This is a genomic window from Pantoea latae (genome assembly GCF_002077695.1).
Lineage (GTDB): Bacteria > Pseudomonadota > Gammaproteobacteria > Enterobacterales > Enterobacteriaceae > Pantoea > Pantoea latae.
Map to the genome: position 1 here is coordinate 217412 of NZ_MWUE01000003.1, position 11819 is coordinate 229230.

The window sequence follows — 11819 nt, forward strand, 5'->3', positions numbered from 1 at the left end:
TCCAGCGCTTCAGCCGCGGCGCACCGAACCGCGCCACACCACGCTGGCTTCATAGAGTAAACGGCTGTTTTGCTGCTCCGTGCGGGGTCGCAGCTCGCCATTATGCTGCTCCTGGGCGATAAGCCACTGCACCGCGTCCCGCGCAAATTGCTCGACCGGCTGCGCGAAAGTCGTCAGGTTATAAGATGACCAGCCGCTTTGCGGGATATTGTCATAGCCGACGACGCAGAGATCGTCCGGGATGCGCAGCGCGAAGCTATGGCGCGCTTCGTCCATAAAGCCGCACGCCACCAGATCGGTGACGCAGAAGACCGCATCAGGCCGCTGCGGACGGGTAAGAAGCCGATGCGCCAGGATGCGTCCGCTCTCATAGGAGGTGCTGCCGAAACGCTCCACGGTGACCGGGATGCCTGCGCGCGACGCGGCGGCCAGAAAGTCCCCTTCGCGCTTCATCAGGCTGGGCGTGCCCGCCAGCGAGTTGGCGAAGGCGAGGTGACGACAGCCGGCACGCAAAAAAGCCATCAGGGCGGTTTCCGCCGCGTGCGTGGAGTCCAGGTTAATACTGAGCGAGCCCGGCAAGGTTTCATCGCGGTTGATCAACATCAGATGCTGGCCATGCTGATAGCACAGGTGAGTGATCCCGCTGTCGGGCATGCCGGAAAGAATGATTGAGGCATCGGCGCGGAAATTGATCGCCTGCTGCAGCGCCATTGAGACGCTGCTGTCAGAGCGATCGGTATTGATAATCATCGCCACTTTACCCGCCTCCTGCAAAAACTGCGTCATCCAGCTGACCAGGCTGGCGCGGTAAGGCGTGGCCACTTCAGAGACGATCAAACAGACAATACCGCTGCGGTTACGCACCAGGCTGCGTGCCAGATGGTTGACATGGTAGCCCAGCTCTTCTGCCGCCTTCATCACGCGGGCGCGCATCGCTTCCGAAACGCTTGCGCCGGGCGTAAAGGTGCGGGAAACGGCCGAACGTGAAACTCCGGCGCGCCGGGCAACATCTTCAGCACTGACAACGGTTTTCCCCTGGCTCATGTTTCTCCTCGTCATGGCAACAGACTCAAAAGGAGTCTCTATCAGATTGCACATCTGTGCAAAAGGCAAGCCCGATTAAATGTTGCAATTTTGTGACATGGCTGAACAATTGCGTCGCATGATAATTGACAGGCTATTTTTTGTTCTCTACTAATTTGCACACATGTGCAATAAAACCCGATGCCAGTGTAGCATCGACTCTGAACCCCAGGAGAACACCATGCGCTATACCCTGCTGCTCCCAGCCATAACGCTGTGCTGCTCGACCCTGCCGTTAACCGCCCGTGCGGCCGGCGATCTCAATATGATCTGCTCCGCCGATGTGGTGGTATGCGAACATATGACACGCCTGTTCAGCCAGTCACACACCGATATCAAGGTCAACATGGTGCGACTCTCTGCCGGCGAAGCCTATGCGCGCATTCGCAGCGAGGCGCGCAATCCGCGTACCGATATCTGGTGGGCGGGAACGGGCGATCCGCATATGCAGGCGGCGGATGAAAAGCTCACCCAGCCTTATCACTCTCCGCTGCTCAGCCAGCAGCATGACTGGGCGCAGAAGCAGGCTGAAATCTCCGATTTTCGTACGGTCGGGATTTATGCGGGCGCGTTAGGATGGGGCTATAACACAAAGCTACTGGCGGAAAAGAAGCTTAAGGCCCCGGCCTGTTGGTCCGATCTGCTCGATCCCGGCTTTAAGGGCGAAATTCAGATCGCTAACCCTAACTCTTCCGGCACCGCCTATAACACGCTGGCGACGCTGGTGCAGATCATGGGCGAAGACCACGCCTTTGATTACCTGAAGAAACTCAACGCCAATATTTCGCAATACACCAAATCGGGCTCGGCGCCGGTCAAAGCCGCCGCGCGCGGAGAAACCACCGTCGGCATCGTCTTTATGCACGATGCAGTGGCGATGGAGGTGGACGGTTTTCCTGTTAAAACGGTGGCGCCCTGCGAGGGCACCGGCTACGAGATTGGCTCGATGTCTATCGTGAAGGGCGCGCGCAATCTGGCCAATGCCAAAGTCTGGTACGACTGGGCGCTCAGCGCCGACGCGCAGTCGCATATGAAAGAGGCGAAATCCTTCCAGCTTCCCTCCAACACCAAAGCGGAAATCTCTCAATACGCGCCGCGCTTCGAAAACATCAAGCTGATCGATTACGACTTTAAAACCTACGGCGACTCCGCGAAGCGCAAGGCGCTGCTCAGCCGCTGGGATAAGGAAATCGGCGCCAGCGCCCAGTAATCCGATTCTGCCGGCGCGACGCCCGGCTATTTAACCAGACGGCGGTGGCGTAAGCCTGATGTCCGCTTCAGCCTGAACGCTCAGGTCGAGGTGATTCATGAATGCAAATAACCGGCGCTTAACCGGCGCGCTGGGTCTGGGAGCCGCGTCGTTAACGCTGCTGCCGTGGTACAGCCTGGAGACGGGCTTTTTCGATTTCTCATGGCTCGCCGCGCTCTGGCGTGACCAGGCCACGGCCCCCGCGCTGTGGCAAATAGTAGACTGGCAGCGGCCGTGGCTTGCTGTCATCGTCGGGCTGTTTTGTCTGGCATTGCTGGGTGGAGTCGTCAAAAACCGCAGATGGCGAAGCGCATTGCTGTTGAGCGCCAGCGCCGCCGGCGTGCTGTTTATCATCGCAGAGGGCCATGCCATCGGTTACAGCGGCTGGAGCTGGGCGTGGCTGGATAATCTGCTGGGGCCGCTGGCGCAAGGCCAGCCCGCGATGGGCGCCGGCGCGCTGCTGATGCTGACCAGCTTTCTGCTGCTGTTCGCGTTTGCCCTGGCGGAACGCGGGGTACTGAGAGGTGACGCCTTTGTCGTCGCCGCTATCGTGCTGCTGGTGGCGCTGGTCACCACCTTCGTGCTCTATCCGGTGCTGAGTCTGTTTGTGGTGTCGGTACAGGACGTGGACGGCAGCTTCAGGCCGGATGGCCTGCTGGCGAATATGAAGGATCCGGCGATATGGAGCCTCTCCTGCGTAGTCGGCGGCACCTGCGGCACCGCCTGGCGCACGCTGATACTGGCGCTGATGACCGCAACCGGCTCCACGCTACTTGGCCTGGCCTTTGCGCTGGCGGCGACGCGCACCGCGCTGCCGTGCAAAAAAGCGCTGCGTCTGCTGACGATTCTTCCCATCATTACGCCGCCGTTTGTCATTGGGCTGGCGCTGATCCTGCTGTTTGGCCGCGCCGGCGTGGTGACCAGCGCGCTGGCGACGCTGTTCGGCATTGAGCCTGGCCGCTGGCTATACGGCATGACCGGTATCTGGATCGCGCAGGTGCTCTCGTTTACGCCCGTGGCGTTTCTGGTGTTGATTGGCGTCGTTGAGGGGATCAGCCCGTCGCTGGAAGAGGCTTCGCAGACTCTGCGCGCCAACCGCTGGCGCACCTTTACGCGCGTGTCGCTGCCGTTGATGGCGCCGGGGCTGGCAAATGCTTTCCTCATTGGCTTTATCGAAAGCATGGCCGATTTCGGCAATCCGATGGTGCTGGGCGGCAGCCACGGCGTCCTGTCGACCGAGATCTTTTTTTCCGTGGTCGGCGCGCAGAACGATCCCAGCCGGGCAGCGGTGCTGGCGATGATCCTGCTCTGTTTTACCCTGTGCGCCTTTATCATTCAGCGCCTGTGGCTGTCCGGCAAAAACTTTGCCACCGTGACCGGCAAAGGCGATGGCGGCAGCCATAGCGCGTTGCCGAAGCCGATGCGTATCGGCGTTTACGGCGTGGTGATCCCGTGGGGAGCGTTCACGCTGGTGGTCTACGGCATGATCATGGTCGGCGGGTTTGTTCAGTCATGGGGGCTGGATAACAGCCTGACGCTGCAGCACTACATTCACGCCTTCCGCGTCACGCTGCAGGAGGGTCATCTGGTCTGGAGCGGCGTCGCGTGGAACTCCTTCTGGACCACCATAGAGATCGCCCTGATCGCCGCGCCGCTTACCGCTATCGTCGGGTTACTGACCGCCTGGCTGATCGTGCGGCAGAAGTTCGCCGGACGCCAGGCGTTTGAATTTGCCCTGATGCTGAGCTTTGCCATTCCCGGCACGGTCATTGGCGTCAGCTACGTCATGGCCTTTAACCTCCCGCCGCTGGAGATCACTGGCACCGCGTTGATTCTTATCGTCTGTTTTGTTTTCCGCAATATGCCCGTCGGCGTGCGCGGCGGCATAGCGGCCATGAGCCAGCTCGATAAAAGCCTGGATGAAGCCTCTCTGACGCTGGGCGCGACCAGCTTCCGCACGCTGCGCAAAGTGGTGCTGCCGCTGCTGAAACCGGCCATTAGCGCCGCGCTGGTCTACGCCTTTGTGCGCGCTATCACCTCCATCAGCGCCGTGATTTTTCTGGTCAGCGCGCAGTACAACATGGCGACATCCTACATCGTCGGGCTGGTGGAAAATGGCGAGTATGGCGTGGCGATAGCCTATTCCTCTGTGCTGATCGTCGTGATGCTCGCCATCATTGCGCTCTTCCAGCTGCTGGTCGGCGAGCGGCGCCTGCGTCGAACCGTTAACAGCCGCGCCATCGCCGCGGCGCCGGCCGCCCCCACCTCGTTAACTCAGGAGAATGCCGTATGAGCACTGCAACAGCAGGAACTGTGGTCTTTGAACATGTGGCTAAACGCTTCGCCGGGTTTACGGCCGTGCCGGATCTCTCGCTGACGGTTGAAGCCGGCACGCTGGTGACGCTGCTCGGTCCGTCCGGCTGCGGCAAAACCACCACGCTGCGTTTGCTGGCCGGTCTGGAGCATCCCTCCGCCGGGCGCATTTTTATCGGCGGCAAAGATGTGACGCACCTGCCCGCCAACGAGCGTGACGTTGCGATGGTGTTTCAGTCCTATGCGCTGTTTCCGCATATGTCGGCGCTGGAAAATGTGAAATATGGCCTGCTGTCCGGCGGCATAAGCCAGCGTGAAGCGCGGGATCGCGCGCGGGAGGGGCTAAAACTGGTGGGCCTGGAAAACCAGGGCGACCAGCTGCCATCGGAGCTTTCCGGCGGCCAGCAACAGCGAATTGCGGTGGCGCGTGCGCTGGTGCTGGAGCCGCAGGTGCTGCTGCTGGACGAGCCGCTATCCAATCTGGATGAGCGGCTGCGCCGCCGCGTGCGTACCGATATTCGCGATTTGCAGCAGCGTCTGGGCTTTACCGCGGTGTACGTCACGCACGATCAGGAGGAAGCGCTGGCCGTTTCCGACAAAATCATCGTGATGCAGGAGGGAAAAATCGCTCAGCAGGGCGCGCCCGAAACGCTTTACCGTTCGCCCAATTCCGTTTTCATTGCCGATTTTATGGGCGAGGCCAACATTCTCGCCTGTGAAGTGGAGTCGCTGGAGGGTGACGAGGCGCTGGTACGCCTCGGCAGACAGCTTTACCGCGTGCCCGGCAGCGGCGCGGTGCCCGGAAAAGCGCAGCTTTCCGTGCGGCCGCAGTTTATTACGCTGCATACCTCCGGCGAAGGTGCGCTGCCGGGCGAAATCCTCCATGCCACCTGGCTCGGCGATCATATTGAATATGAGGTGAAAACGCCTCTGGGATCGTTGTTTATTGTGGATAACCAGATGGAAAGCAGGCTGCCGCTCGCGGCGAACGTCAACGTCGATTTTAAACCGCAGGGACTGGCGCTGATCGCCCCCTGAAATCCGGCAATGAAGGAAATAATATGAGTGAGATTGATCGCAACGCATTGATGTCGCGTCTGGCGCTGGCAGAAGAAACGGCGCGCGACGCCGGTAATCTTGCGCTTAGCTGGTTCCACCAGCGCGACAGTTTAGTGGTTGAAACCAAAAAAGACTTACAGGATGTCGTTTCCAGGGCCGATCGCGATGTCGAGCAAATGATTGACGCGCGTATTCGGGAGCGCTTCGCGGCAGATGGATTCTTAGGCGAAGAGTTCGGCCTGCAGCCTGGCTCGTCGGGCTATACCTGGGTGGTGGATCCCATCGACGGCACCAGCCCGTTTCTCAACGGCATGCCCAACTGGTGCGTTTCCATTGCGGTGTTGTATCAGGGCGAACCGGTGATTGGCGTGATCTTCGCGCCATGCTTTGACGAATGTTATGTCGCCGCCACTGGACAAGGCGCGACGCTGAATGGTCGCGTCCTGCAGGTCGATCCTGCCAGAACCCTGCAAAACCATGTGGTGGGTTTTGGCGCGAACAGCTATGTCACTCCGCAGGCCGTAGGCGAACTGCTGACCGCACTGCTGGCGGCGGGCGGGAATTTTATTCGCATCGGATCGGGCGCGTTGATGCTGGCCTGGGTCGCGGCCGGGCGCGTGGTGGGCTACGTTGAGCCCTATATGCACGCCTGGGATTGTCTGGCGGGTTATTGCCTGGTGCGTGAAGCGGGCGGCTGGTATCTGCCCTTTAACACTGAAGGGGATCGCTTAACCAAAGGCGCGAAAGTGCTGGCTGTTGCGCCCGGCGCCCGCGATGAGCTGAAGAGAATAGCCGGCGTTGAGTGTGAATAGCTCTTCCCTGGTTAACCGAACCCGCCGGTTTTCACGGGTTCGGTTGTTTTGAAACCGGGAGAAAGCGCCCCGTCACGCCGGGATCCACGGCCCCTGCAGCTGCACCTGCGGAAAACCCGCAGTCAGAATACGCAGTTCGGCATCGCGCGGGGTGTTGTCGCCCTGCCCCTGAATGCTGACAATATCCTGCGGGCAGGCTGAGAAGGCGACAAAGCACTCCATCTCCGCGCGCAGGACAATGTAGTCGCCCGGCTTAGTCACCACCGGCAGGGTTTTCAGCGTGATGCCGTCCGGCTGCACCTGAATGTTCATGAAGATATTAAACGACGCCAGATTGCCGTGCGGCAGCGCGACGTCCAGCTCGCGCATGGCTTCAAACAGGTTGTCGTGACAGTTGCGATGGGGTTCGGTGCAGCCCAGAAGTTCATAACGGCGCGCATCGCACGCCGCCATAAAGGTGTCGTGCACGCCCGGCGAGGTATCCGCCACCAGCGTCAGAATCGGATGACGCTGGCTGGTGATAAAGCTATCCCCAACCTGCGGGTTAAGGCGCTGATTCCACACCCGCGTGGCTTCCATGCTCATATATTCGCTGACGTCATGCGCGTTATAGGCCCAGCAGTCCACCACCTGGGTGCCGTGCAGGTTGATCACCTGCACCGCTTCTCCTTTCTTCAGGCGCACCGCTTTGCCGTAGCGCGCGGGAAGGGTTAGCGCTTCGCGATGCTGAAATTCAGCTGACATGTTGTTCTCCTGGTTAATGCTGCACAGCGCGACGATAGCGCGTCATGCGAGATTCAAGGCTGCGGGCCAGCCAGTCGATAAGGCTGTTGAGCAGCCAGTAACAGAGCGCCACCGTCAGATAGATCTCCAGCGGCGCGTAGGTATCCGAAATCGCCTGTTTAGCGGCGTACATAAACTCCTGCACCGAGACGATCGACAGCAGCGCAGAATCCTTAATTAAACCGATCATTAGCCCGACCAGCGGCGACAGCATCTGCGGCAGCGTTTGCGGCAGCACCACGTCGCGCAGCTGCTCGCGGCGGCTCAGGCCTAATACCCGACCCGCTTCCCACTGCCCTTTGGGAAGCGCATCGATGGCCGCCCGGATCACCTGGGCGATGTAAGGCGCGTAGTAGAGCGTCAACGCCAGCACGCCCACCACCGGGGACGACAGGGTGATGTCATACTCGGGCAGCACAAAGTAGAGCAGATAGATCACCACCAGCAGCGGCAGCGCCAGGGTTAACCCGCTGTAAAGATGGAGCAACCGCAGCCAGAACGGCGAGGCGCGCATCAGCAGCAGCGCCATCAGCGCGCCCCAGCTCAGCGAGCAGAGCGCCGCGACAAGACAGAGTTGCAGCGTGGCGAGCATGCCGTCACCCAGCGAGGGCAAGGAAGAGAGAATCGCCTGCCAGTCCATTACGCTCTCCTCTTTTTAGTTTCAAGACGTCTTGCCGCGGCAATCAGCGGCATGGCGATCAACAGATAACCCGCCGCCACCAGCAGCAGCACCTGGGTCGCTTCATAGGTGCGCGCAATAACAATTTGCCCGGCGTAGGTGAGTTCCGTCAGGGCCACCACCGACGCCAGCGGCGTGGTTTTCAGCAGAATCGTGAACTCGTTGACCAGCATCGGCAGGCTCGCCCGCATCACCTGTGGGTTAACCACATACCACCAGGTTAACAGCCGGCTTAAACCCAGCGTACGCGCCGCTTCCAGCTGGCCGCGCGTCACCAGCGAGCGGTTAACGCGCAATATCTCCGCGACATAGGCCCCGCTGTTGAGGCCGATGGCGATCACCGCAGCCAGCATCGGCTGGCCGCCCAGCCCAAGGCGCGGCAGGGTAAAAAACACCACAAACAGCTGCACGATGGCGGGCGTGCCTCGCATCAGGCTGACATACAGCCGGCCAATCGCGCGCCAGATCCCACCACGACGCAGCTGCAGGAAGCAGCCAAGCTGCCCCATCACCACGCTGACCAGCGACGCGAGCAGGGTCAGCACCAGCGTCATCAGCAGGCCGTGTCCGAGTTCCGGCAGCGCGGCCACTACCTGTGGATCCAGCCCCATGCGCTACTCCGCGTTAAAGTCGTGCAGGTTTTCCGCCACCGATAACAGCAGCGGCGCCGGACGATCGTTGCCCTCAATCCCGGTGTTGCATGCAGAGACGATAAACTGCGTGTCCATCACGACGCGACAGGTGATGCTGTCGCCCGCTCTGGTCAGGTTTGGCTCAGGCAGAATCTCGCCGGCGCGTGTCAGCCTGACGTGCATAAACAGGTTGATCGGGTCCGGCAGCTTCGGCACCGTCATATCCAGCCGCGCCAGCTCGCTCTTCACCGCTTCCAGACAGCCCTCTTCGCCCTGATAGCCGCGCCCGGCAAGAAACGCGCGCGTCGAGGCGGGCAGCAGCAGGTCGTGACGCTTCACGCTGTCTTTGCCCAGCACCATCATTGGGCGACGACGGTTATTCACCAGGCGCATCCCGGAGCCGAGCAGATAGCTGTTGCTGAAGACGCGAGTGTGATGCACAGAGAGCCACACCGCCGGATCGGCCAGGCTAAAGCCGAACAGCGAGGCCACCGCGCCGTCGCCCTGCGCGGTAATACGCAGCAGCTGGCCGCGCAGCACCCTGATGGCTCCGGCGCTGCCCGGCTCGACCGTGACGGATGGCGCCTGGGTGCGCAGCGCGGTCTCGCTATAATTTTCACGCATTAACAGCATGATGCATCTCCTCTGCGTGGAAACGGTCGCTCACCACGATCTCGATGGGCGTAACCTGTAGCCCGTTGCCGGGAATAATGTCCTGCGGGCAGGACGACACCGCGCAGATCAGGTCGCACAGCGCTTCAAACGTGATACTGTCACCCGCCTGGCTGTTGGGGTCGGTCACCTCCATACGGCCATCGGCCGTTACCGGGCCGTTCTGGAACAGGTTGAACGGCTCCGGCAGCGAGAAGTAGGTCACGCCAAAGGCCTTCAGCCCTTCAAGCAGGTTATCCACGCAGTTGCGATGCCCTTCAACGCCGAAATCCACGCTGAAACGGGTGCGATCGCAAGCGGGCACGTTGGCGTCGTGAATGCCGATGCTGTCGGCCAGAATGCGCAGCATCGGACGGTTTTCACTCGACCAGAGCGCGTCGCCCGGCTGAAAGAACAGCGAGCGCAGCTGCTGACGGGTATGCACCGGCGACAACTTTTCGTTGAGGTCGTCAGCGTTAACCGCGACAAAATCGGCCGCCTGCTGCCCTTCACTGTCAATGACGGTAATAAACTGCCCTTTACGCACGCGAAAGGTCTTTCCGTGGCCCGCAGGCACGGTCAGGTTGCACTGGCACATAGTTACTCCTGAGGAATGAAATCGCTGGCGGGCACGGTAAAGGTGGTGCCGAGATAGTGCTGCTGCAGCGTTGTCAGCTCGCCATTTTTCTGCATGGCCAGAATATGGTCGCTGATGGCTTTGTTCAGGCTGCCGTCCTCTTTGCGCGTTGCCCAGCCCATCCACTGCGACGGCCCCACTTCGCCTGCCTGCGCCACTTTGCCGGCATATTTTTTCGCCACGGGCGCCAGTACCGAGATGTCGTCATAGACGAAATCAGCGCGCTTGGTCATCAGGGTGCTGACCGTCTGATCCAGCGAGTCCACGTTGATGATAGCGATCGGTTTTTTGCCCTCTTTTTTCAGCTGCTGGTTAAAGGTTTTCAGCAGCTGCTCCGGCACGCTGGAGGTTTTCACGGCGCCACGCAAACCAGAGAGGCTTTCCGGACTGAGGGTTTTACCGCTGAACGCTTTCGCCGCCTCTTCACGCATCAGCACGCCGTTAACGGTTTTGCTGTAGGGCACGGTGAACAGCACTTTTTTGGCGCGCTCAGCGGTGAGGTTGAGCGAGGATCCTTCGGCATTGAACGAGCCGGAGATCAGGCCAGGCAAAATGCCGCTGAAAGCGGTTTTCTGGAATTCCACTTTCACCCCGAGATCTTTCGCGAAAGATTGCATAATCGCCACGCTGTAGCCGGTGATCTCCCCTTTGTCGTCGGTGTATTCGTATGGAGGAAAGGTTGGATCGATGCCAACGGTGATTTTGCCGCTGCTTTTGATGTCGGCCAGGGTGTCGGCTTGCGCCTGCGCCATGGTGCCAACAGAGAGAAGTACGGCGATCAGCAGTGCGTTTTTTTTCATTGTGGTGTTTCCCTGGTGTGGTGAAATCTCTTTTTCTACTGAGCATGTTTTGTGCCAGATTTTTCACTCACCCGATGACGCATTGAGAGAACAGGATGCTTTAGTTAATAAAATCAGTGAGAAACAAATGTTTCTTTTATTTAAATTTATATTTCTTAAATTTCACAGGCGGGAAAACGGGACGCCTGCGCCTGGGGAGGGTTGCACCGTTTCGGCGCGATGACTGGCGCGGGATGCGCCAGAAAGGGGCGTTATTCGAGTTCGTCGAGAGCCTGATGCAGGGCTTCAACCTGCGCCAGGTGATCGTTGCCGGTTTTGCCCATTTGTCGGGCCACCAGCGAGCAAAGCAGATTGCACACGCCGGAGAGTGCGGTGGTGCTGTCGAACAGTAGGCTGCTGTCGGTGTGGCAGCGCACCACCCACTGCGCATGCCGCGCCGGTTTGCCGGAAAGCACATCGGCGATATAGAGCATCGGCACTTCTCGCTCCGCCAGCGCGTTCATCGCCGCTTCCAGCGCCGGCATACGGCGGCGCAGCCCAACGCAAATCACCACGTCCTGCTGGTTAAGCGCAGCAAGATGCTCTGCCAGTGAATCACCGGGCCGCGGCAACAGGCGCACATCAGGATGGATATGCACCAGGTCGCGGTAGATCAGCTGGGCGATGGTCTGGCTATGGCGCCAGCCCATCACCACCACGCGTCGCGCCTGGGCAATGGCGCTGACGGCCTGCTGGAGCTGGTCGCTGTCCAGCGTGCGATAGCTGTTGACCAGATTGGCGATCTCTTTTTCCAGATGCTGCTGCATGATGCTGGCGAGGGGCGACGCCGTCGGCACCGCTTGCAGATAGAGCGGCGATCCGCTGCTCTGCATCTCCCGCGCCTGGCGACGCGCGGCTTCGTAGCTTTCGTAGCCGAGATGGCGAAAGAAGCGGGTAGTGGTAGCTTTAGAGACGCCCGCGCTCTGCGCCAGTTCGGTGGCGGTGTTCATCGCCAGTTGCCCAGGCGCTGCCAGCAGTACGTCAGCCAGTCGCTGCTCATGGCTGGAGAGGCGATCCCATTGCTGTCGAATCCGACCCTCTAACGTTGCCGCTTTTGCACTCATGGTGGTTCCCTGAAATGA

General features: G+C 60.2%; 12 protein-coding genes. 4 read left to right on the forward strand and 8 right to left on the reverse strand.

Going from position 1 to position 11819, the window contains the following annotated elements:
• Positions 1 to 9: 9 nt before the first annotated feature.
• Positions 10 to 1044 carry a LacI family DNA-binding transcriptional regulator gene (locus B2J69_RS01175; protein WP_081135107.1) on the reverse strand — a complete coding sequence of 345 codons (1035 nt, stop codon included), beginning with the start codon at positions 1042 to 1044 and terminating at the stop codon, positions 10 to 12.
• A gap of 220 nt (positions 1045 to 1264) precedes the next feature.
• On the opposite strand from B2J69_RS01175, the gene B2J69_RS01180 reads away from it, so the two are divergent.
• The 4 genes from B2J69_RS01180 (at position 1265) to B2J69_RS01195 (ending at position 6516) form a co-directional block, all read left to right on the forward strand.
• Positions 1265 to 2293 (forward strand): ABC transporter substrate-binding protein, encoded by a 1029-nt coding sequence (locus B2J69_RS01180; protein ID WP_081135110.1) that lies wholly within the window; start codon positions 1265 to 1267, stop codon positions 2291 to 2293.
• 97 nt (positions 2294 to 2390) lie between these two features.
• A complete protein-coding gene (locus B2J69_RS01185) occupies positions 2391 to 4625 on the forward strand; it encodes an ABC transporter permease (protein WP_081135114.1) in 2235 nt (744 codons plus the stop codon).
• Positions 4622 to 5683, forward strand: a complete 1062-nt coding sequence (locus B2J69_RS01190) for an ABC transporter ATP-binding protein (protein ID WP_081135118.1) — start codon at positions 4622 to 4624, stop codon at positions 5681 to 5683. The genes B2J69_RS01185 and B2J69_RS01190 overlap by 4 nt, the downstream gene beginning before the upstream one ends.
• Before the next feature lie 23 nt (positions 5684 to 5706).
• Positions 5707 to 6516, forward strand: a complete 810-nt coding sequence (locus B2J69_RS01195; protein WP_081135121.1) for an inositol monophosphatase family protein — start codon at positions 5707 to 5709, stop codon at positions 6514 to 6516.
• A 72-nt stretch (positions 6517 to 6588) separates the two neighbouring features.
• On the opposite strand, the gene B2J69_RS01200 is transcribed toward B2J69_RS01195, so the two are convergent.
• The 7 genes from B2J69_RS01200 to B2J69_RS01230 all read right to left on the reverse strand — a co-directional run bounded on the left by B2J69_RS01200 (position 6589) and on the right by B2J69_RS01230 (position 11801).
• The gene (locus tag B2J69_RS01200) at positions 6589 to 7260 is read right to left on the reverse strand and encodes a DUF1989 domain-containing protein (protein WP_081135124.1); all 672 of its coding nucleotides are present in this window, start codon (positions 7258 to 7260) and stop codon (positions 6589 to 6591) included.
• Positions 7261 to 7273: 13 nt separating this feature from the next.
• The gene (locus B2J69_RS01205; protein WP_081135126.1) at positions 7274 to 7939 is read right to left on the reverse strand and encodes an amino acid ABC transporter permease; all 666 of its coding nucleotides are present in this window, start codon (positions 7937 to 7939) and stop codon (positions 7274 to 7276) included.
• Positions 7939 to 8589 carry an amino acid ABC transporter permease gene (locus B2J69_RS01210; RefSeq protein WP_081135129.1) on the reverse strand — a complete coding sequence of 217 codons (651 nt, stop codon included), beginning with the start codon at positions 8587 to 8589 and terminating at the stop codon, positions 7939 to 7941. The genes B2J69_RS01205 and B2J69_RS01210 overlap by 1 nt, the downstream gene beginning before the upstream one ends.
• A gap of 3 nt (positions 8590 to 8592) precedes the next feature.
• A complete protein-coding gene (locus tag B2J69_RS01215) occupies positions 8593 to 9243 on the reverse strand; it encodes an urea carboxylase-associated family protein (protein ID WP_081135132.1) in 651 nt (216 codons plus the stop codon).
• The gene (locus B2J69_RS01220; RefSeq protein ID WP_081135135.1) at positions 9227 to 9859 is read right to left on the reverse strand and encodes a DUF1989 domain-containing protein; all 633 of its coding nucleotides are present in this window, start codon (positions 9857 to 9859) and stop codon (positions 9227 to 9229) included. The genes B2J69_RS01215 and B2J69_RS01220 overlap by 17 nt, the downstream gene beginning before the upstream one ends.
• A 2-nt stretch (positions 9860 to 9861) precedes the next feature.
• Entirely contained in the window at positions 9862 to 10698 is an 837-nt protein-coding gene (locus B2J69_RS01225; protein WP_081135138.1) for a transporter substrate-binding domain-containing protein, read from the reverse strand.
• Positions 10699 to 10949: 251 nt separating this feature from the next.
• Positions 10950 to 11801: a MurR/RpiR family transcriptional regulator gene (locus B2J69_RS01230; protein WP_081135142.1), complete on the reverse strand. Its 852-nt coding sequence runs from the start codon at positions 11799 to 11801 to the stop codon at positions 10950 to 10952.
• Between the last annotated feature and the right edge of the window lie 18 nt (positions 11802 to 11819).